Source organism: Variovorax beijingensis (genome assembly GCF_003951285.1).
GTDB classification, from domain to species: domain Bacteria; phylum Pseudomonadota; class Gammaproteobacteria; order Burkholderiales; family Burkholderiaceae_C; genus Variovorax; species Variovorax beijingensis.
The window spans coordinates 133,275-154,113 of sequence record NZ_RXFQ01000013.1 but is presented as its reverse complement, the minus strand read 5'-3'; the positions used below and the strand labels follow the sequence as shown (position 1 = coordinate 154,113).

18 protein-coding genes and 1 pseudogene are annotated in these 20,839 nt (G+C 69.8%); 7 read left to right on the top strand and 12 right to left on the bottom strand.

Translation table 11 applies throughout. From position 1 onward, the window contains the following. The gene (locus tag EJO66_RS22045) at positions 1-768 is read right to left on the bottom strand and encodes a sulfite exporter TauE/SafE family protein (RefSeq protein WP_206168878.1); all 768 of its coding nucleotides are present in this window, start codon (positions 766-768) and stop codon (positions 1-3) included. A 102-nt stretch (positions 769-870) separates the two neighbouring features. Here EJO66_RS22045 and EJO66_RS22040 point away from each other — a divergent pair, with 102 nt between their 5' ends. Next, positions 871-1,776 (top strand): LysR family transcriptional regulator, encoded by a 906-nt coding sequence (locus EJO66_RS22040; protein ID WP_124961783.1) that lies wholly within the window; start codon positions 871-873, stop codon positions 1,774-1,776. A 24-nt stretch (positions 1,777-1,800) separates the two neighbouring features. Here the strand turns inward: EJO66_RS22040 and EJO66_RS22035 are convergent, their stop codons facing one another. Then, positions 1,801-2,343, bottom strand: coding sequence for a nucleoside 2-deoxyribosyltransferase (locus tag EJO66_RS22035; RefSeq protein WP_125966103.1), 543 nt, complete (start codon positions 2,341-2,343; stop codon positions 1,801-1,803). A gap of 70 nt (positions 2,344-2,413) precedes the next feature. Between EJO66_RS22035 and EJO66_RS22030 the strand changes: the two genes are divergently transcribed. After that, positions 2,414-2,689, top strand: a complete 276-nt coding sequence (locus EJO66_RS22030) for a DUF4242 domain-containing protein (RefSeq protein ID WP_124961781.1) — start codon at positions 2,414-2,416, stop codon at positions 2,687-2,689. 3 nt (positions 2,690-2,692) lie between these two features. On the opposite strand, the gene EJO66_RS22025 is transcribed toward EJO66_RS22030, so the two are convergent. From EJO66_RS22025 to EJO66_RS22015, 3 genes are all read right to left on the bottom strand, one after another. Beyond that, positions 2,693-3,163 carry a cupin domain-containing protein gene (locus EJO66_RS22025; RefSeq protein WP_124961780.1) on the bottom strand — a complete coding sequence of 157 codons (471 nt, stop codon included), beginning with the start codon at positions 3,161-3,163 and terminating at the stop codon, positions 2,693-2,695. A 70-nt stretch (positions 3,164-3,233) separates the two neighbouring features. Then, positions 3,234-3,593: a group I truncated hemoglobin gene (locus tag EJO66_RS22020; RefSeq protein ID WP_062366395.1), complete on the bottom strand. Its 360-nt coding sequence runs from the start codon at positions 3,591-3,593 to the stop codon at positions 3,234-3,236. A 119-nt stretch (positions 3,594-3,712) separates the two neighbouring features. After that, on the bottom strand, positions 3,713-6,784 hold the full coding sequence (locus tag EJO66_RS22015) for a helix-turn-helix transcriptional regulator (protein WP_125966102.1): 3,072 nt from the start codon (positions 6,782-6,784) through the stop codon (positions 3,713-3,715). Positions 6,785-6,998: 214 nt separating this feature from the next. Here EJO66_RS22015 and EJO66_RS22005 point away from each other — a divergent pair. Next, a pseudogene (locus EJO66_RS22005) lies at positions 6,999-7,319 on the top strand (fumarylacetoacetate hydrolase family protein); the annotation flags it as partial. Between the two features lie 19 nt (positions 7,320-7,338). On the opposite strand, the gene pmbA reads toward EJO66_RS22005, so the two are convergent. Beyond that, complete coding sequence (pmbA, locus tag EJO66_RS22000) at positions 7,339-8,709, bottom strand: metalloprotease PmbA (protein WP_125966101.1); 1,371 nt, start codon at positions 8,707-8,709, stop codon at positions 7,339-7,341. A gap of 105 nt (positions 8,710-8,814) precedes the next feature. On the opposite strand from pmbA, the gene yjgA reads away from it, so the two are divergent. Together yjgA and mog are read left to right on the top strand one after the other, a co-directional pair. After that, positions 8,815-9,471, top strand: a complete 657-nt coding sequence (gene yjgA, locus EJO66_RS21995; protein WP_125966100.1) for a ribosome biogenesis factor YjgA — start codon at positions 8,815-8,817, stop codon at positions 9,469-9,471. After that, complete coding sequence (gene mog, locus EJO66_RS21990) at positions 9,468-10,058, top strand: molybdopterin adenylyltransferase (protein ID WP_125966099.1); 591 nt, start codon at positions 9,468-9,470, stop codon at positions 10,056-10,058. The genes yjgA and mog overlap by 4 nt, the downstream gene beginning before the upstream one ends. Positions 10,059-10,075: 17 nt before the next feature. On the opposite strand, the gene EJO66_RS21985 is transcribed toward mog, so the two are convergent. The 5 genes from EJO66_RS21985 to czcI all read right to left on the bottom strand — a co-directional run bounded on the left by EJO66_RS21985 (position 10,076) and on the right by czcI (position 17,374). After that, positions 10,076-10,828 carry an SDR family oxidoreductase gene (locus tag EJO66_RS21985; RefSeq protein ID WP_125966097.1) on the bottom strand — a complete coding sequence of 251 codons (753 nt, stop codon included), beginning with the start codon at positions 10,826-10,828 and terminating at the stop codon, positions 10,076-10,078. Between the two features lie 171 nt (positions 10,829-10,999). Then, positions 11,000-14,224 (bottom strand): CusA/CzcA family heavy metal efflux RND transporter, encoded by a 3,225-nt coding sequence (locus tag EJO66_RS21980; protein WP_125966095.1) that lies wholly within the window; start codon positions 14,222-14,224, stop codon positions 11,000-11,002. Between the two features lie 9 nt (positions 14,225-14,233). Next, a complete protein-coding gene (locus EJO66_RS21975) occupies positions 14,234-15,541 on the bottom strand; it encodes an efflux RND transporter periplasmic adaptor subunit (RefSeq protein ID WP_125966094.1) in 1,308 nt (435 codons plus the stop codon). Between the two features lie 17 nt (positions 15,542-15,558). Next, positions 15,559-16,890 (bottom strand): TolC family protein, encoded by a 1,332-nt coding sequence (locus EJO66_RS21970; RefSeq protein ID WP_125966093.1) that lies wholly within the window; start codon positions 16,888-16,890, stop codon positions 15,559-15,561. Positions 16,891-16,993: 103 nt separating this feature from the next. Continuing rightward, positions 16,994-17,374, bottom strand: coding sequence for a cation efflux protein, CzcI family (gene czcI / locus EJO66_RS21965; RefSeq protein WP_125966091.1), 381 nt, complete (start codon positions 17,372-17,374; stop codon positions 16,994-16,996). A 162-nt stretch (positions 17,375-17,536) separates the two neighbouring features. Between czcI and EJO66_RS21960 the strand changes: the two genes are divergently transcribed. After that, the gene (locus EJO66_RS21960) at positions 17,537-18,214 is read left to right on the top strand and encodes a heavy metal response regulator transcription factor (protein WP_062366367.1); all 678 of its coding nucleotides are present in this window, start codon (positions 17,537-17,539) and stop codon (positions 18,212-18,214) included. Further along, positions 18,211-19,542, top strand: a complete 1,332-nt coding sequence (locus tag EJO66_RS21955) for a heavy metal sensor histidine kinase (protein WP_125966090.1) — start codon at positions 18,211-18,213, stop codon at positions 19,540-19,542. Before EJO66_RS21960 ends, EJO66_RS21955 begins: the two co-directional genes overlap by 4 nt. A 7-nt stretch (positions 19,543-19,549) precedes the next feature. Here EJO66_RS21955 and EJO66_RS21950 read toward each other — a convergent pair whose 3' ends face one another. Then, positions 19,550-20,812 carry a cation:proton antiporter gene (locus EJO66_RS21950; RefSeq protein ID WP_125966089.1) on the bottom strand — a complete coding sequence of 421 codons (1,263 nt, stop codon included), beginning with the start codon at positions 20,810-20,812 and terminating at the stop codon, positions 19,550-19,552. Between the last annotated feature and the right edge of the window lie 27 nt (positions 20,813-20,839).

Sequence of the window (20,839 nt, the reverse complement as noted above, 5' to 3'; positions counted from 1 at the left end):
TCACGCCAGCGCGCGAGCCACCATGTAGAGCCCCAGCAGCGCCAGCCCGGCCAGGAAGCAACGCCTGAACACCGCCACCGGCAGCCGCTTGCGCAGCCACGTTCCAATCGCCATGCCGCCGATGGCCGGCACCAGCATGGCGAGCGATCCCCCCACCGCCGCCATCGGATAGCTGCCGTTGCCCGCGAGCCCGATGGCGAGCACCACGGTCGAGGTGGTGAACGAGATTCCCATCGCCTGGATCAGCGCATCGCGCTGGAAGCCCAGGGCCTGCAGATAGGGCACGGCCGGCACCACGAACACCCCGGTCACCGCCGTCACCAACCCGGTGGCGGCGCCCACCACCGGTCCGAGCCAGCGCTCGTGCGCCGCGGGCACCTGCAGCTGCCGGCCCGCGAGCCCCCAGAGCGCGTACGCCACCAGCGCCACCCCCAGCGCCACCGAGGCCCAGGTGCCCGCCGGCACGCCAAACCACAGCACGCCGCCGAGGGTGCCCGCCACGATGCCCGCCTGCATGCCGCCGATGCGGCGCAGCACCGGCCAGAAGCTCGCGCGCGGCCCGGTCTGCCAGAGGTTGGTGACGAGCGAAGGCCCAATCAGCAGCGCCGCCGCGCGCACCGGCGGCATCCAGAGTGCGAGCAGCGCCATCGACACCGTCGGCAGCCCGAGCCCGATCACGCCCTTGACCACGCCGGCCAGCAGAAACACCAGGGCGGCCGCCGCCCAGTGGCCCCTTGCCAGTTCTGCCAGTTCGTTCGAAATCGTCATTGCGGCGCAGTCTGCCGGCCACAGCCGCGCCTGAAAATGCGGCATTCGCGCAGCCGGCCTCAGGCACAGGCTGAGGCTCCCGTGCTACCTTGCGGCCTCACCATGCGATTCGATCTCACCGACCTGCGGCTTTTTCTCCATGTGGTCGAGGCCGGCAGCCTCACGGCCGGCGCGGCGCGCTCGCACATGACGCTCGCCTCGGCCAGCCAGCGCGTGCGCGGCATGGAAGACGCCCTCGGCAGCCCGCTGCTCACGCGCCATGCACAGGGCGTGCGCCCCACCGAGGCCGGCCGCACGCTGCTGCACCATGCGCGCGTGGTGCTGCAGCAGATGGAGCGCCTGCGCGGCGAGCTCGGCGAGTACGGCCAGGGCCTCAAGGGCCATGTGCGGTTCATGTGCGGCACCTCGGCGCTGACCGAGCACCTGCCCGAGGTGCTGAGCCGCTTTCTCATGCAGCACCCGCGCATCTCGGTCGACCTCGAGGAACGCCCCAGCCCGGACACCGTCGACGCGCTGCGCGGCGGTCGGTGCGACATCGGCATCGTCTCGGACGCCATCGGCACCGAGGGCCTCGAATGCCACCCGTTCCGGCGCGACGATCTGGTGCTGGTGATGCCGCGCGGCCATGCGCTGGCCGGGCGCCGGCGCGTGATGCTGGCCGAGGTGATCGACAGCGAGTTCGTCGGCCTGCCCGCCGACAGCGCGCTGCAGCTGCTGCTCACGCAGCATGCCCGCGCGCTCGGCAGGCACCTGGCGTACCGGGTGCGCGTGGGCAACTTCGAGGCCGTGTGCCGCATGGTGGAGAACGGCGTCGGCGTGGGCATCGTGCCGCAGACGGCGGCCGAACGCTGCGCCCGCTCGATGAAGATCGCGCGCGCCGCGCTCGGCGACGCCTGGGCCGAGCGCACGCTGATGGCATGCGTACGCTCGTCGCAGGAGCTGCCGCTCAATGCGCGGCGCATGCTCGAGCACCTGGTGGCACCGGTGGAGCAGGTGGCGGCGAAGTAGCCGCCGCGCCCTTCCCCGGCCGGCTCAGCGCGCAGGCGCGGCGAGCAGTTCCGCCATCTTCTGCAGCGCCGCTTCCGGCGTCGGCGCGATGTGGATCGAGCAGGCCAGCATGAGGTTCAGCGGCTGCCCGAAGTCCTCGACCGCGATGCCGCTGCCGCTCTCGCGCAGCACTCCGACCGCATCTGGCGCGCACTGCAGCGCCGAGCGGGCGCGGTCCGCATAGCTGCCCGCGGGCACGCCGTAGGCCACGACCGGAATCTGCAGCGCCACCGCGGCGCCCACCTCGAACACCGTGCCCGAATCGGGCTCCAGGCCGCGGAAGCACGCGAGGTTGGCCACCACACCGTCGGCGCCGCGAAGGCGCTGCATGTTGGCCTGGTAGATCTGCATTTCCGGCGCCTGCGCACCCGGCTCCTCGTTGCCGTCGGCCGGCAGCAGGGCCGCCAGCCCCAGCGCGTCGCAGGCTGCCGCGAGCCGCACGAAGTGCTCCCTGGCATCGGGTCGGAAGACGTCGGGGCCGGCAAGGTAGATCCGCGGGCGCGCCGGGTTGTCGGGTGATGTGTCCATGAAGGGCACATCTTAGGTTTTTGCGGCCAGCCGTACTACGATGGCACTTCCTCACGACGAAGGAGCCGCCATGCCTCTCTATCTGATCGAGCGCAATTTTGCGGATCAACTCGAGGTCTCGCCCGAGGCTGCGGCCGGCATCATCCGCGTCAACGACGACGTCGGCGTACGCTGGCTGTATTCGTTCCTCAGTGCCGACAAGAAGAAGACGTACTGCCTGTACGAAGCCCCCGGCATCGAGCCGATCCGCGAGGCGGCGCGGCGCAACGGACTGCCGGCCGACGTGGTGGTCGAGGTCGGCGAGCTGCGCCCGCCGCCGCTGCCGGCCGACCTCATGTCGGCCTGAAGGTCATTTCGCCCGCGGGTCGTCCGCCGGATTGACGTAGGTGACGCCCCAGGGGCCGGTGCCGTGCAGCTGCACCACGGTTTCCTCGCTGGTCCAGGCGAAGTGCGGCGTCTTGGGCTGCAGGATCATCATGCCGCCCGCGACCACCGGCATCGACTTCTGCATGTCGAGCTTGTCGCCCAGGCCCATGTGGAAGGTGCCCGAGAGCACGGTCACGCGCTCGACGGCCGGATGCCAGTGCGACGGGATCCGGTAATTGGCCGGCACCTTGATGCGCACCGTGAAGGGCACGGCCTCACTCATGGGGCCTTCGATCACCGCGAGCTTCGCGCCGGGCGGCAGCGAGGGAACATCGGCCCATTTGAGGTCGGCAGGCGAGATCATCCGGTGGTCGCCGGACTGGGCCCAGCTGGTGGCGATGGCCGCAATCAGGGCTGCGCCGATCGCCCAGGCGGCAAATGGTTGGCGTGTCATGGTGAGGTTCCTTTCCTTCCGTGTCACCGGCGAAACGCCGCCGGGGCGCGAGCGAGACCGGCGGCTGCGTCTACAGCCGCACCACGTCGCCCTTCAACGAATAGAGGATTGCGACCACCTCGTTCTTCTCGGCCTGGTCGTAGCCGTTCTTGGTCATGGCCGCGACGATGTCGTCCATTGCGGCGACCAGCTCCTGCTCGCTGATGTTCATGCCCTTGTGGGCCGACACCAGGTCCTTGCCGGTGTAGCACTGCGGGCCGCCGCTGCCGGAGCAGAGGAACTCGACCACGTGGCGCTCGACCTCGGCGCGGTTGCTGTTCGCAAAGCGCGAACGGATGAGCGGATTGGTGTAGTGGTTCTCGACGACGTCGGTGACGAGCCGCTGGATGCGCTCCTCTCCACCAAGTCGTTCGTACAGGGTTGCAGGCATGGGGCGCACTCCTTCGGTTGAGGGGCCCGGCGGCGCCGAGCCCGAGACCCGAAGTTAGGCTTGTGTGCGCGGCGGCGCATCGCCCGAATTGACCATTTCGCGCCGGGCCGCCCCGGCGATCAGGATTGCTCCAGGCCCTCGGCTGCGACGCGGTGGCGGTGCGCCCAGGCCGCGGCTTCGGTGCGGCTGCGGCAGTCGGTCTTCGAGAGGATGTGGCGCACGTGGTGTGCCACCGTGTGCGGGCTGATGAACAGGCGCTCGGCAATCGCCTGGTTGCTGCAGCCGGCGCAGAGCAGCCGCAGCACGGCGAGCTCGCGCCGGCTCAGGCCCTCGGGGGACGTGGACGGCACCGAGTTGGCGCCTGCCAGTTCGCGCTGCAGCGCCTCGCAGCGCCGCGCCAGGCTGGCCATGCCCAGTTCGCGGCCGAGCGCGAGTGCCGCATCGAGCTGCGTGCTCGCGGCCGCTGCATCGCCGTGCGCGGCCAGCCAGCGCGCCCATTCGAAGCGGCTGTACGCAAGCCAGGGGCGGCCGCCGCAGCGCTCGTCCAGGGCGACCGCGGCCTCCAGATGCACCGCGGCGTTCGCATCGTCGCCGGCCAGTGCGGCCAGCATGCCGCGGTAGCGGTCCACGGCGCCGAAGCAGGCGATGTTGGTGCCGGTCACCACGTTGCGGCCGGCATAGGGCGCGAGCAGCCGGTACAGCAGCGCTGCGCGCGGCCGGTCGCCGAGGCGGGCGCAGACCTCGGCCGCAAAGACGATGTTGGTCAGCCACATGCCGTCGCGCGCAATGCCGGAAAAGCCGTCGGCCGCAAGCGCCTCGTAGGCCTCGCGGGCCGGCTCGTGCAGGTCGAGTTCGGCGCAGATCAGCGCGAGGCCGGGCTGCCAGAGGCTGTCGCGCGGCACGCTGCCGACCAAGCCGCGCAGCACCGGCAGCACCTCGCCGAGGCGGCCCTGGTGCCGCCGCAGCACGAAGATCTGCAGGCTGTAGGCGCCCTGCGCGTTGCCGGGCAGGAAGCGCTGCCCGATCGTGAAGGTCTCGCCGGCCAGCCGCTCGGCATCCGCGAAGCGGCCCTCGTAGGCGGCGAGCAATGTGAGGCTGGCCAGCCCCATGGCCTGCATGAAGGGCTGGCGGATCGCGTCCGCCACCCGTACATGGACCTGCGCCAGCGGGCGCGCCGCGCCGAGTTCTCCCTTCTCGACCAGGTCGCCGAAGTACCAGCCGGTCAGCGCGTCGACCCATTCCATGTGGCCGGCATGCTCGGCCACTTCGAGTGCTTCGCGCGCGCAGCGCAGGCGCTCGTCGAGCTGGGTGGGATCGGCGCGGGCCGGCAGGATCGCCGCCAGCGCCTTGAACAGCGGGTGCGGCATCGCCAGACCGCGCGCCAGCGCAACCGCCCGGCGCTGCGCCGCGTTGGCCTGCGGCTGGCGGCCGCAGAAGATGCAGGCGCGGCACAGCGCGGCCAGCAGGTCGACCCGCAGCGCGGCGTCGAAACCGTCCGATGACGCCAGCGCTTCCTCGAGCAATGCCGCCGCCTGCTCGCCCGGGCGGCTGATGCGCCAGCCGTTGTCCTCGAAGCCGAGCGCCGCCTGCGCGAACAGGTCCGCGTCGCCGAGCGCTCGCGCCAGCGTGGCCGCTTCGAGAAAGGTGGCGGCGCCGGCATCGTTCTCGCCGGCATGCACCTGGACCGCACCCAGCGCCAGCAGCAGCGCGCCATGCCGCGCGCGCTCGGCCGGCAGCCAGCGTTCCTGCAACTGCAGCGCGAGGCGGTAGCAGCGCAGAGCCTCTTCGTACGCCATCAGCGCCACGGCCCGCGCGGCGGCCTGCTGCGCGATGTCCAGCGCGCGCGCCGCGTTGCCCGCCGGCAGGGCCGCGGCCGCGTGGTAGGCGAGCTGCGCCAGCACCGCATCGAGGCCCCCGGCGTGGCGCACCTCGAGCAACTCGGCGATGCGCCCGTGTAGCGCGACGCGGCGCGCCGCGGGCAGCTCGTCGTAGAGCACCTCGCGGATCAGCACGTGGCTGAACTGGTACTGCGGCCCGGGCGGCATGGCCTCGATGACGCGCTGCGCCAGCGCCTCGTCGAGCCTGCCCAGCAGCGCGGCCTCGCCGCCGGCGCCGGCCAGTTCGGCCAGCATCGGCAGGTCGAAGTCGCGGCCGATGGACGCGGCGATCGCGAGCAGTTCGCAGCACGGTGCCGAGAGCTGGTTCAGCCGCCGGCCGATCACCGCGCGGATGCCGCTGGGCACAGTCTCGGCCCGCGCCGCGGCGGCCTGCGGGTCATTGCCGCAGTGCCCCTGGTGCAGGAAGCGCAGCGTCTCGACCAGGTACAGCGGATTGCCCTCGGTGCGGCGGTGCATGGTCGCAATGACCGCGGGCGGCGGCGTCACGGCGCTGGCCGCGGCCACCATCCGCTCGGTCTCTTCGAGGCTCAGCCCTTGCAGCGGCAGGCGGCAGAACTGCCGGGTGTTCAGCAGCTCGGCCAGGGTGGCCGCCAGCGGATGCTGGCGCGACAGGCCGGCCTCGCGGTAGGAGCCGAGCAGCAGGATGCGGGATTCGCCGACATCCTGGGCGATGAAGGCCAGCAGCCGCAGCGACGATGCATCGGCCCAGTGCAGGTTGTCCAGGATCAGCAGCAGCGGGCGCAGCGTCGCCACCTGGCGCCAGAAATGCGCGACCGCGGCAAACAGCCGGAAGCGCGCCTGGTCGCCCTCGCCGATCGCCGGCACCGCGGTGCCGGGGGGCAGCCGCCCGGCGAGTTCGGGCGCGATCTCGACCGCCGCGGCGGCCTCGCGCCCGAGCAGCGCGGGCAGGCGCTCGTCGCGGCAGGCCCGCAGGCAGGCCTGCATCGCGCGGGTCCACGGCAGGAAAGGCGGCGCGCCGGGTTCCTCGAGGCAGCGGCCCCACAGGGTCAGCATGCCGCGCCGCAGGGCCAGTGTTGCCACCTCCTGGGCCAGCCGCGTCTTGCCGATGCCGGCCTCGCCGCTCAGCATGACGACGCGGCCGCGCCCGCCCAGCGCCCCGCCGAGCGCATCGTGCGCCAGCTGCAATTCGCCGCGGCGGCCGACGAAGGGCTCGTTCGCGCCCGCCACCGCCGCTTCTGCAGGCAGCGCCGCGCCGCAGGCCGGACATGGCGCATCGGCGTGCAGGCGAACGCGCCCGCAGCGATGACAGCCCATCCGGTCCAGCGTGGCCATGCCGCTCCTTGTGCTTTGCCGGCCATGGGGGGCCGGCAAGCGCGAGTCTGCGCGCGGCGAAGGTTTATAGGACTTAGGACTTACGCCGTGGTCAAACGACGCTGGCGGTCCGACGGCTCCGGTCCAGCGCCACCGTCGCCAGCTCCGCATCCGACTGGCTGCGGAGCTGCCGCGGCGTGACGCCGTTGTGCAGCCTGAAGCAGCGGGCGAAGTAGACCGCGTGCCCTGGGAGATCGGCAAGAGCTTCGACCGCTCGGCGCCCATCGGGCCGATCCATCCGGTGGCCAAGGTCGGCCACTACGCCGACGGCGCGATCTGGCTCAAGGTGAACGGCCAGACCAGGCAGAACGCCACGCTCAAGCACATGATCTGGTCGGTGGCGGAGCAGATCGGCCGCCTCTCGCAGGCTTTCGAGCCGATGCCTGGCGACATCATCTATTCGGGCACGCCCGAGAACGTGGGGCCGGTGGTGCGCGGCGAAGTGATCGAGATCCACATCGACGGCCTGCCGAACCTGTCGGTGCGCATCGTCTGAGAGCGGATCGGCGGCTGGTTCAGCTGCCGGCCACCTTCATGCGGTTGACCAGCACCGAGCCCGTGGTCTTGGCGCCGAAGGTGTAGGCGTCGGCGCCGATGGCCTCGATGCCCATCAGCATGTCCTTGAGGTTGCCGGCAATGGTGATCTCGTGCACCGGGAAGGCGATGCGGCCCTTCTCGACCCAGAAGCCGCTCGCGCCGCGCGAGTAGTCGCCGGTCACGTAGTTCACGCCCTGGCCCATCAGCTCGATCACGAAGAGGCCGGTGCCGAGCTTGGCGAGCATGGCGTCGAGGTCGTCGCCGGGCTTGGTGAGGCGCGAACTCAGGATCAGGTTGTGCGAGCCGCCGGCGTTGCCGGTGGTCTTCATGCCGAGCTTGCGCGCGGAATAGGTCGACAGGAAGTAGCCTTCGAGCCGGCCGGCGTCCACCACCTTGCGCGCACGGGTCACCACGCCTTCGTCGTCGAAGGGCGAGCTGCCCTTGCCACGCAGGATGTGCGGGTCTTCGGCCACGTCGACGTGCCTGGGCAGCACCGGCTTGCCGAGCGAATCGAGCAGGAAAGTGCTCTTGCGGTACAGCGCCCCGCCGCTCACGGCCTGCACCAGCCCGCCCAGGAGGCCCACGGCCAGCGGCGACTCGAACAGCACCGGGCATTCGGTGGTCTTGATCTTGCGCGACTTGAGCCGGCTCAGCGCCCGTTCGGCGGCATAGCGACCCACCGCCTGCGGGCTGGCCAGCTCGTCGGCCGATCGCATGGAGCTGTACCAGGAGTCGCGCTGCATGTCGTCGCCCTTGCCGGCGATGGGCGCAACCGACATCGAATGCCGCGAGCTGGCGTAGCCGCCGCGGAAACCGTGGGTGTGGGCGCTGAAGAAGTGGCTCTGCTGGGCCGAGACGCCCGCGCCTTCGCTGTTGGTGATGCGCTTGTCGGTCGAAAGCGCCGCCTCTTCGCATTCGAGCGCGAGCTTGGCCGCTTGCTCGCTGGTCACGCTCCAGGGATGGAACAGGTCGAGCTCGGGGTGCTCCTTGGCAATGTCTTCCTCGTCGGGAAGGCCGCTGACCGGGTCTTCGGCGGTGAAGCGGGCAATGTCGTAGGCCGCCTGCACGGTCTGGGCGATGGCGGCCTCGGAGAAGTCGGAGGTGCTGGCGTTGCCGCGGCGGTGGCCCACGTAGACCGTGATACCCAGCGACTTGTCGCGGTTGCGCTCCACGTTCTCGAGCTCGCCCTTGCGGACCGAGACGCTCAGGCCGCAGCCCTCGGAGGCCTCGGCGCCGGCATCGGTGGCACCGAGCTTTTTGGCGCGGGCCAGGGCCGTGTCGACCAGGTTTTCGAAGAAGGAGCGGCTGTAGGCGAAGCCGGAATCGGCGCGCGAGGAAGATGTCGTCATGTGGTGGCTATGATACTTGCGCCCCCCATATCCCGTTTTGCCCCGGCTTCCCGTTGCGCATTGCACGCGTTGCAACGCCGCACGGTGCGGCCCAGAATCCACCCCATGTCCCGCAAACCCAAAAAAGGCTATTTCGTCCGTGGCCAGTTCGTTGCCGAAGGCAGCGAGCTCGACCTGGAGCTCAAGCGCGAGCTCAAGGGCACCGACGAAGCCAGCCGCACCGATCTCAAGCGCGAAAGCGATGAACTGCAAAAGCTCGGCACCGAGCTGCTCGGCCTGCGCGCCGGCCTGTTCGATGCGCTCCCGCTGGGCGAAAAACTGGTCGACGCCGTCGCCGAGGCCAAGCGCATCACCAATTTCGAGGGCAAGCGGCGACAGATGCAGTTCATCGGCAAGCTGATGCGCAAGCTCGAACCCGAAGTACTCGAAGCCGTGAGGCTCGCCCTCGCCGAGCAGAACAGCGTGCCCGCAGCCGAAACCGCCGCGCTGCACGAGGCCGAACGTTGGCGCGACCGGCTGATTGCCGACGACGATGCGCTGGGCGGCTGGATCGAAACCCACCCCGCCACCGATTCGCAGCAGCTGCGCGCCCTGGTGCGCCAGGCCCGCAAGGACATGAAGGCCGGCCCCCCCGGCGAGGCGCCGCGCCAGGGCAAGGCCTACCGCGAGATCTTTCAGCTGGTGCGCGCGCAGCTCGCGGTGCACGGCGGTGCGGACCATGCGGCGGCGGCGGCCGCGCAAGACCGGGAAGAGGACGCATGAGCGCACCCGACCCCGTCCGCATCGGCATCGTCTCCATCAGCGACCGCGCCTCCAGCGGCACTTATGAAGACAAGGGCCTGCCTTCGCTGCAGCAATGGCTCGGCCGCGCGCTGAAGAACCCGATCGATTTCGAGGCCCGGCTGATTCCCGACGAAGCGGCCCTGATCAGCGCCACGCTGATCGAACTGGTGAACGCCGGCTGCTCGCTGGTGCTGACCACCGGCGGCACCGGCCCGGCCCTGCGCGACGTGACGCCCGAGGCCACCCTGGCCGTGGCCCACAAGGAAATGCCCGGCTTCGGCGAGCAGATGCGCCAGATCAGCCTGCGCTTCGTGCCCACTGCGATCCTGTCGCGCCAGGTGGCGGTGATCCGCGACAAGAGCCTGATCATCAACCTGCCGGGGCAGCCGAAGTCGATCGCGGAAACGCTCGAGGGGCTCAAGGACACCGAAGGCGTGCAGGTCGTGCCCGGCATCTTCGCGGCGGTGCCCTACTGCATCGACCTGATCGGCGGGCCGTACCTGGAAACCGACGACACGGTCTGCAAGGCGTTCCGGCCGAAGTCGGCCATCCGGCCGCCGCGCTAGGCGGCGAGCCAGCGGGATCAGGCCTTCGGGCGCTGCCGGAGCCAGGCCTCGAAGCCGGTCGGCGCGAGGCGCGCGCCGGCAGCCGGCGTGAGCGAGCGGTCGTCGAGGCGCACGCCGAAGTAAGCCGCCTCGGCATCGGCAACGACCTGCCGGGCATCGCCCGTCGCAGCGAGAAAACGGCGCACCAGGTCGTCGAGCGGCACGGCCTCGGGGCCTGCGATCTCCACGCGCCCACCGGCCGGCGGCTCGTTCACGATGTCAGCCAGCGCGGCGGCGACGTCTTCCGCCGCAATCGGCTGCACCAGAGCGTGCGACAGGCGAATCTCGCTGCCCGCGGCGCCCGCGTTGGCAATGCCGGCCAGGAACTCGAAGAACTGCGTCGCCTGCACGATCGTGTAAGGCACGGACGCGGCCCCGATCAGGTCTTCCTGGGCCTGCTTGGCGCGGAAATAGCCGCTGGCGAGCAGCCGGTCGGTGCCGACGACCGAGAGCGCGATGTGGTGGGCCACGCCGGCTTCGGCCTCGGCCGCGAGCAGGTTGCGGCCCGAGGTCTCGAAGAAGCGCAGCACGGCCTCGTCCTCGAACGACGGCGAGTTCGCCACGTCGACGACAACCTGTGCGCCCGCCAGGGCCTCCTTCAGCCCTTCGCCCGTGAGCGTGTTGACGCCCGTGGAGGGCGAGGCGGCAACGACTTCGTGGCCGGTGTGGCGCAGCCGTGCGGCGAGCTTGGAGCCGATGAGGCCGGAGCCCCCGATGATGACGATCTTCATGGTCGATTCCTTGTGAAAAGGCAGTCCAGAGAACGCCCCCCGTGGACGTCCTTGCAAGCAAGACGTCCGGTGGGGATGGTTTGTGACACCGGGGGCGAAAACTACTTGGAACCGGCCAGCCCGCAAAGCCCGGCGCAGCGCCTTCTCGCTGCGCCGGCCGTGTGGGCTGATTCACGTGCCACGGACCTCTCCGTGCGCAGGATCGCACGGTGCACCATCGCTCTGCCCGCGCGCGTCCTCCTTCTCTTCGTGCTCCTCACGCCGGTGCGCGATGCGATAGAGCAGCGGCAGCACCAGCAGCGTCAGCACGGTCGATGACAGGATGCCGCCGATCACCACCGTGGCCAGCGGCCGCTGCACCTCGGCGCCGGTGCCGGTGGCGATGGCCATCGGCACGAAGCCCAGCGACGCGACCAGCGCGGTCATCAGCACCGGCCGCAGCCGGGTGAGCGCGCCTTCGCGGATCGCCGCGTCGAGCGGCAGCCCGCCCTCGCGCAGGTTGCGGATGAACGAGATCATCACCAGCCCGTTGAGCACCGCCACGCCCGACAGCGCGATGAAACCCACCGCAGCCGAGATCGACAGCGGAATGCCGCGCAGCCACAGCGCGACGATGCCGCCCGTGAGCGCGAACGGAATGCCGGTGAACACCAGCAGTCCGTCCTTCAGGTTGCCGAACATCGCGAACAGCAGCGTGAACACCAGCAGCAGCGACACCGGCACCACCACCTGCAGCCGCTCGGCGGCCGACGCCAGGTTCTCGTACTGGCCGCCCCAGGCCGTCCAGTAGCCCGGCGGAATGCGCACCTTGCGCATCGCTTCCTCGGCCTCGGCCACGAAGGAGCCGAGGTCGCGCCCGCGCACGTTGGCGCTCACCACGATGCGGCGCTTGCCGTCTTCGCGGCTCACCTGGTTCGGGCCCGGCGCCAGCTCCAGCGTGGCGACTTCGCCGAGCGGAATGAAGCTGGTGCGCTGCTGGGCCTGCGCGCCCGCGCCCACGGGCAGCGCCAACGGCAGGCGCTTGATCGCCTCCAGGTCGGTGCGCAGGTTCTCGGGCAGCCGCACGATGATGCCGAAGCGCCGGTCGCCGTCGAACAGCGCGCCCGCCTCGCGCCCGCCCACCGCGATGGAGACCGCGTCCTGCACGTCGCCCACGTTGAGGCCGTAGCGCGCCGTCTTGCTGCGGTCGATGTTCACCGTGAGCATCGGCAACCCCGTGGTCTGCTCGACCTTCACTTCGGCGGCGCCGGAGATCCTGCTCAGCGTTCCAGACACCTCGGCCGCGGTCCTGTTCAGCACCTCCATGTCGTCGCCGAAGATCTTCACGGCCACGTCGCTGCGCACGCCCGAGATCAGTTCGTTGAAGCGCAGCTGGATCGGCTGCGAGAACTCGTAGTTGTTGCCCGGCAGCTTCTCGACCTCTTCCCGCACGGCGGCCAGCAGTTCGTCGCGCGTGCGCCGCGGCTCGGGCCACCCGCTCTCCGGCTTGAGCATGATGTAGCCGTCGGAAATGTTCGGCGGCATCGGGTCCGACGCGATCTCGGCCGTGCCGGTGCGCGCGAACACGCGCTCGATCTCCGGAAACTTCGCCGTCAGCGTGCGTTCGATCTGCTTTTGCATCTCGACCGACTGCGTGAGGCTGGTGCCCGGAATGCGCAGCGCCTGCAGTGCGAAGTCGCCTTCGCCGAGGCTCGGCACGAACTCCGTGCCCAGGCGCGTCGCCAGCAGGCCCGAGAGCAGCACCGCCACCACCGCCGTAGTGATGACCAGCGGCCTGGCCGCCATCGCGCGCGCCAGCAGCGGCTCGTAGCCGCGCCGGGCCCACTGCATCAGGCGGTTCTCCTTCTCGCTCACCTTGTGGCCGATGAAGAGCGCCACGGCCGCGGGAATGAAGGTGATCGACAGGATCATCGCGCCCAGCAGCGCGAGCACCACCGTGAAGGCCATCGGGTGGAACAGCTTGCCCTCCACGCCCGCGAGCGCAAAGATCGGCAGGTACACGATCATGATGATGAGTTGGCCGAACAGCAGCGGCCGCCGCGCCTCCTGCGAGGCCGCGAACACCTCGTGGAAGCGCTCGCTGCGCGTCAGTGCCCGCCCATGCCTGGCCTGCGCATGCGCGAGGCGCCGCACGCAGTTCTCCACGATCACCACCGCGCCGTCGATGATGATGCCGAAGTCCAGCGCGCCCAGGCTCATGAGGTTGGCGCTGACCTTCTGGTTCACCATGCCGGTGAAGGTGAAGAGCATCGACAGCGGAATCACCAGCGCGGTGATCAGCGCCGCGCGCATGTTGCCGAGGAACAGGAACAGCACCGCAATCACCAGCACCGCGCCCTCGAACAGGTTCTTCTTCACCGTGGCAATGGCCTTGTCGACCAGCACCGTGCGGTCGTACACGGTCACGGCCTTCACGCCCGCGGGCAGCGTGCGGTTGATCTGCTGCATCTTCCTGTCGACCGCCTGCGAGACGGTCCGGCTGTTCTCGCCGATCAGCATGAACACCGTGCCCAGCACCACCTCGCGGCCGTTGTCGGTGGCGGCGCCGGTGCGCAGCTCCTGGCCGATGCCGACCTCGGCCACGTCGCGCACGCGCAGCGGTACGCCGCCCGCGCTGGCGCTGGAATTCGCGAGGATCACGTTGCCGATGTCCTCCACCGACTTCACCTGCCCCGGCGCGCGGATCAGGTACTGCTCGCCGCGCTTCTCGATGTAGCCCGCGCCCACGTTGGCGTTGTTGCGCTCCAGTGCGCTGACCAGGTCGGCCATTGAGAGGCCGTGCGCCAGCAGCTTGGCGGGGTCGGGCGCGATCTGGAACTCCTTGGCATGGCCGCCGATGGAGTTGATCTCGGTCACGCCCTTCACATTGCGCAGCTGCGGCTTGATGATCCAGTCCTGAATCTCGCGCAGGTCGGTGGGCGTGTAGGGCTTGCCGTCGGCCCTCTTCGCACCCTCCTCGGCCTCCACGGTCCAGAGATAGATTTCGCCGAGCCCGGTCGATATCGGCCCGATCACCGGCGAGATGCCGTCCGGCATGCTCTCTCGCGCCGACTGGATGCGCTCGTTCACGAGCTGCCGCGCAAAGTAGATGTCGGTGCCGTCCTCGAAGATCACCGTCACCTGCGAGAGACCGTAGCGCGACAGCGACCGGGTCTGCTGCAGGCCCGGCAGACCGGCCATCACCGTCTCGATGGGATAGGTCACGCGCTGCTCGGCCTCGAGCGGCGAGTAGCCGGGCGCAGCCGTGTTGATCTGCACCTGCACGTTGGTGATGTCGGGCACCGCGTCGATCGGCAGCTTCTGGTAGCTGAAGACGCCGAGCGCCGCCATGCCCAGCACGGCCAGCAGCACCAGCCAGCGTTGCTCGATGGAAAACCGGATGACTCGTTCGAACATGCGGCGTCCTCAGTGGGTGTGCGTGGCAGAGCTCTTGCCCTGCTGCGACTTCACGACGAAGCTGCCGCTCGCGGCATAGGCCGTGCCGGACTCCAGGCCGCTCAACACTTCGATGCGCCGGCCGTCGCTGCGGCCGGTCCGCACCTGCTGCGGCATGAAGCCGCCGGGCACCTTGAGGAAGACAGTGGGCTTGTCCTCCACCGTTTGCACCGCGTCGGCCGAAACCGTCACCGCGGCCTCGGCCTCCGACGAAACGAGCTCCACATTCACGAACAGCCCGGGCCGCCAGACACGCTGCGGATTCGTCACCGTGACGCGCGCCGTGGCGGTGCGCGTCTGCGCGCCGATCAGCGAGCCCACGTACGACACCGTGCCGCTGGCCGCCTGATCGAACGCGGTCGAGCGGATGCTCACCGGCTCGCCGATGCGCACCAGGCTCAGGTTGTTCGCGGCCACGCTGATCTCGGCCCACACGGTCGAGAGATCGGAAATCGTGAAGACGCTGGCGTCTTCCTTCACCGATTCGCCGAGCGAGATGTGCTTCTCGACCACCATGCCGTCAAAGGGCGCGCGCAGCTCGTAGCGTCCCAGGGCCGACGAGGCGGGCGCGGCGCCCAGCGCCAGCAGCTTCTGGTTCGCATTGGCCACGGCGATCTGCGCCTCCTGCATCGCCTGCTGCGCCTGCAGGTAGTCCTGCTGGGCCGAGATCTTTTCTTCCCAGAGTTTCTTCTCGCGCTGGTAGGTGGTGCGGGCCAGCTCAAGCCGACGCTCTGCCGACCGAAGCTCGCTGCGCTGCTCCGAAAGCATCGGGCTCGAGAGCACTGCCAGCACCTGCCCGCGCTTGACCTCCTGCCCGAGGTTGGCCGGCACGCTCTCGACCACACCCGCCACGCGCGGCACCACGTGGGCCGTGCGGTCTTCGTTGAACTTGATCTCCCCGGGCAGCTGCAGCGACGATCGGATGCGCGCCGGGCCGGCGCTTTCGATGGCCACGCCGGCAGCCTGGATCTGCGCGTCGGTGAAGGCGATCTTTTTCTCTTCTTCCTCGTTGTGCTCCTCGCCGGCGTGGCCCTTGTCTTCGCCGTGTCCGTGACCGTGGCCGTGCTCGTCCTTGCCCTCGGCCCTGCCTTCCTCATGGTGCTCGCCATCGGCATGGCCCTCGGCTTCCGGATGCCCGGCGGCTTCGGGCGCGGGCGGCGCGATGCGCAGGATCATCGCGCCGGCGCCGAGGCCCACCGCCAGCACGACCGCGATCGCCATCCACTGCTTCCTGCCGACGCGCTCGGCGAAAGATTTGCGTTCTTCTTCGGTGTTCATGATTGATGCACTCCTTGTCAGCGCGCGGCGGGTGCCGCATCAGGGGTTTCTTCTTCGCCACCGGTGCCGAGCAGCCGGTCGAGCTCGGCGGCCGTGCGGTGCGCGTCGGCCACCGCAAGCAGGTGCTGGTTGCGCACCTGGAACAGCGTGCGCTGCGCATCGAGTGCCTCGAGAAAGCTGAACTTGCCGAGCTCGAAGCCCCTGGCGGCGGCCTTGTAGGCGGCTTCGGCGCCGGGCAGTGCATCGCGCTGCAGCGTCTGGGCAGTGGCGCGCGCCGAGCGCAGGCGCTCGGTGGCCTGCGCCACGTCGGTGCCCAGTTGCAGCTCGGCCGCGGCGAGCTCGTCGCGTGCCTTCTCCTCGCGGCTCAGTGCCTCGGCCACATTGCCGCGGTTGGTGTCGAAGATCGGCAGCGGCACCGACAAGCCCACCACGACCTGGTTGCGGCCGCTGCCGCTGCCCATGCCCTCATCGGCCGGCACGCGCTTGGCGCCCAGCGACACCGTGACGTCGGGCATGCGCCGGGCCTGTTCCAGGTCCGACAGCGCCTGGCGCCGCTCGACCTCGAGCCGCGCATGGCGCAACACCGGCGCCGCGGAAAGCCGTCCCCCCACATCCGCCGCAGCCGCAGCCGCAGCCGGCAGCCGGTCGAGCGCGCCGTCCGCCTGCGTGAAGCGCGGGTTCGGATTGCCCCAGAGCGCGGCCAATTGCTGGCGCGCCGAACGCAATGCACCTTCGGCCTGCAGCAACTCGACACGGATGCCGGCCTCGGCCACGCGCGCTCGGCTTTCTTCCAGCGGCGAGACCTTGCCGGCCGCCACGCGCCTGGCGGCGGCGCGTGTTGCCCCCTCTGCAAGTCCCACCGAATCCTGCGCCAGGCGCAGGCGCTCCTGCGCGGCCAGCACCTCGAAGAACAGCGTGATCACCGATGCGCGCAGTTCGGAGCGCCGCGCGAGCAGCGCCGAGGCGGCCTGGTCGCGCGCGCGCTCGGCCGCCGTCACGCGGGCGGCGCGCTTGCCGCCCAGCTCGATGGGCTGGCTCAGCTGCAGCGTGGTGGTGCGGTTGCCGCGGCGCAGGTCTTCCACCTGTGCGTCGAACACCGGATTGGGCCAGGCACCGGCCTGCAGCACGGCCGCATCGCTGGCCTCGCGCTCGCGCGAGGCGGACGAAAGTCCCGGGTTGAAGCGCAGTGCGAGCGCGAGCGCGCTGCGCAGGTCCAGCGGGCCCGTGGGCTCCGCCATTGCCGCGGCCGTGTGCCGGATCGGCGAAGGGTTGGAACCGGCAGCGGGTTGTGAAAATACCGGGGGCACCGCCAAGGCCATGACGGCCAGCGGCACGAAGAGCGTGCGCATCGAATTCTCCTGGGTTGCAAAACAACGGGCGGACGAATTCGGCGAGGGGGCTCAGCGGCTGATGTCGGGTATCAGGGATGTGGGTGCTTGTTCTCTCGCCGAATCAAAGGGCGAGAGGCCACGCAGGAGGCACGGGCACTTCGGAGATGTGCGAGATGAAATGTTCGGCGGGCACGGCACGCAGCGCCTGCGCGATGGGCAACGGCGCATGCGCGCGTTCGGCCGCCGGCGGCAGGTGTTGCGCCTGCCCCAGGTGGCAGGCGGCGCAATCGCCCAGCACGGCGTTGGGCTGGGTGACGGGACTCTTCTGCGCGTCGTCGGTACGGGAACCATCCGCGCTGCGGTCCGGCTCGTGCTCGTGCTCGTGGTGGCCCCAGTGGCCTGACTGCGCATCGCGCTCGTGCTGGCAATAGGCGGCCGAGGCCGCCCAGCTGAACTGGAAGGGCAGCACAAGCAGCAAGAAGATCAGAAGCCAGCGGCGCATGGAGCAAAAAGTATATCGGCGGCATGTGGCATGCTGGCCCGCAATGCCCCTGCGGTTTGCAGGTTGCGGCGCAATGTACGACAGGCGTGCGGGCTTTTTCCTGTCGCCGCGATGACGAATTCGTAACCTTCAGTGCCCCCGCCCCATCGTTAACATCTGCCGATGCGAATTCTGGTCATTGAAGACGAGCCCAAGCTGGGCGACTACCTGAAGAAGGGCCTGGAAGAGAACGGCTACGTGGTCGACATCGCGCGCGACGGCATCGAAGGCCGCTACCTTGCCACCGAGGGCGACTACGCGCTGATCCTGCTCGACGTGATGCTCCCCGGCATCGACGGCTTCGCGGTGCTGCAGGCGATCCGGCGCACCAGCAACGTGCCCGTGCTGGTGCTCACCGCGCGCGACAAGGTCGAGGACCGGGTCAACGGCCTGCAGCAAGGCGCCGACGACTACCTCGTCAAGCCCTTTTCCTTTTCCGAGCTGCTGGCGCGCATCCAGGCGCTGCTGCGCCGCGGCAAGCCGCAGGAGTCCACCGTGCTGCGGCTGGCCGACCTGGAGCTCGACCTGGCCAGCCGCAAGTGCTTTCGCAACCGCACGCGGCTGGACCTCACGGCCAAGGAGTTCACGCTGCTGGTGGTGCTGCTGCGCCGCCGCGGCCAGATACTTTCGCGCAGTACGCTGGCCGAGCAGGTGTGGGAGATGAACTTCGACAGCGACACCAACGTGGTCGAGGTGGCCATCCGCAGGCTGCGCAGCAAGATCGACGATCCCTTCGACGTCAAGCTGCTGCACACGGTGCGCGGCATGGGCTACGTGCTCGAGGATCGTTCCTGGTCGTGAGCCCGGCACGGCCGCATTCGATCCGCAACCGGCTCACCTCCTGGTTCGCCGCGCAGGCCTTCTTCTGCCTCAGCGTGGCCTGCCTGGCGGTCTACCTGGTGACCGCATGGAGCTTCGGCGAAAAGCAGGACGCCGAGCTCGACCACAAGGCACAGCTGGTGCAGCATCTGCTCGAGGAAGGCGAGAAGGACGGCGACCTTTCCTTCCTGCGCCACAAGCTCGAGGACTTCTTCTCGCTGCAGGACGACGTGAGGCTCTCGATTGCGCGGCAGTCCGACGGCAGCGTGTTCTTCCGCTCGGCACCGCCTGCGGGCGGGCGCTGGATCCAGCGCGACTTCGTGCACACATGGGGCCGGGCAGGCGGGGGCACGCCGCTTTCGATCCGCATCGGCATCGACGTGGCAAGGGACGTGGTGCTGCTGCACCGGCTTGCATGGACGCTGCTTGCGGCCGCCGTGCTGGGCACGCTGCTTGTGTCGCTGACCGGCGCGCACCTGGTGCGGCGCGGGCTGCGGCCACTGGAGGCGCTGGCCAGGCGCACCGCCGCGCTGACGCCGGACCACATCAACCAGCCCATCGATGCATCGGCGTTCGCGCGCGAACTGCACCCGTGGATCACGCAGTTCAATGCCCTGCTCTTGCGCGTGCAGAAGGCCTATGTGCAACTCGAATCGTTCAATGCCGACGTCGCGCACGAGCTGCGCACACCGCTTGCCAACCTGATCGGCACCACCGAGCTTGCGCTGTCGCGCCCGCGGCCGAACGACGAACTGCAGGCCGTTCTGGCCTCCAATCTCGAGGAAGTCGGCAGGCTCTCGGTCATCGTCACCGACATGCTCTTTCTCTCGCAGGCCGAGCGCGGCGCGCCGCTGCGCGTGAAGGCCGGCACGAGCCTGGCGGCGCAGGCGCGCGACGTGATCGACTTCCACGAAGCCATGCTCGAGGAGGCCGGACTCTCGGCCACGGTCACCGGCGACGCCGTGGCCGACGTCGATGCCTCCCTGGTGCGGCGTGCGCTTTCCAACCTGCTGGGCAATGCGATCCGCTTCGCGGCGCCGGCGTCCTGCATCGGCATCGAGATCGCCAAGGGCCCGAACGAAGCCACGCTCACCGTCGTGAACCGCGGCGAACCGATCGCGGCCGAGACGCTGCCACGCCTGTTCGAGCGCTTCTACCGCGCCGATCCCGCACGGGACCGGTCGGCGCGCCACCACGGCCTGGGGCTCTCGATCGTGGAGGCCATTGCGCGCATGCATGGCGGCCGCGTGTTCGCCTCGAGCGCGAACGGCGAGACCCGCATCGGGTTCGCGGTGCCGCTCGCACGCTGACGGCGCATCACGGCTTGGCGCGTGCGTCGGCCTCTTCGGCCTCGGTGGAAGGCCTGGCGCGTCCCATCACCAGGTTGATCAGCGGCCCCGTCATCGCGGTGGTGGCCAGCGCCATCACCAGCAGCATGGTGAAGAGCTCGGGGCCGATCAGGCCGGCGTCCAGCCCGATCTTCATCACGATGAGCTCCATCAGGCCGCGCGCGTTCATCAGCGAGCCGGTGGCCAGGCTGTCGCGCCATCCGTAGCCCGCCATGCGCGCGCCGATGGCGCCGCCGGCTAGCTTGCCGATGGTGGCCACCGCGACGATCAGCAGCATGGCGCCGATGCTCGCGCCCGAGAAGGCATTGGTGGTGGTGCCGAGCCCGGCAAGCGCAAAGAACAGCGGCATCAGCACGACGATGGAAATCGGCTCGATGCGCTCCGTGAGCGAGCTCAGCAGGCGGTCGTCGCGCGGCAGGCAGGCACCGAACAGGAAAGCGCCGAACACGGCATGCAGGTGCAGCCATTCGGTCACCATCGCGCAGGCGAGAAGGCCGATCATGAGCGAAGCCATGACCGTGGTCGATGGTTCGCCGTCGGGTGCGCGCGTGCGCAGAATCCATGCGAAAGCCGGCTTCAGGCCAAAGAACAGCACGGCCAGCAGCACGGCCACGCCGGCCGTGGTCTTGAGCAGGCCCGTGTAGCCCTCTCCCGCACCCGCGAGCGCCACAACCAGCGCCAGCAGGATCCAGGCGAACACATCGACCACGGCCGCGGCGCCGAGCGACAGCTGGCCGAACGGCGTGCGCGTGAGGCCGCGGTCCTTCAGGATGCGCGCCATGACCGGAAAGGCCGTGATCGACAGCGCCGCGGCCATGAACAGCGCGAACGGCCAGAAGCCCACGCCCGCGGGTGCCAGCGCCGGATGCAGCGCCGGCGAAATCGCAAGGCCCAGCACCATCGGCACGATGATGCTGAGCGCGCCCACCGAGCCGGCCGCCTTCAGCTGCGCGCGCACGCCCTGCGTGGCCCGCAGTTCCAGCCCCACCACGAACATGAAGAGCACCAGGCCCACGGTCGAGAGCGAAGACAGGCCTTCGAGATGGCTCTTGGAGAAAAGCTGCGCATGCAGCGAGGGAAACAGCGCCCCCATGACCACCGGCCCGAGCATGAGGCCCGCCGCCATTTCGCCGACCACGCCGGGCTGGCCCACGTGGCGCAGCACCCAGCCGCAGATGCGCGCGGTGCTCAGGATGACGATGAGTTGCAGCAGGAGCGAAGTGGCGGACATGAAACCGATGGTCTGAATGAGCGAAGC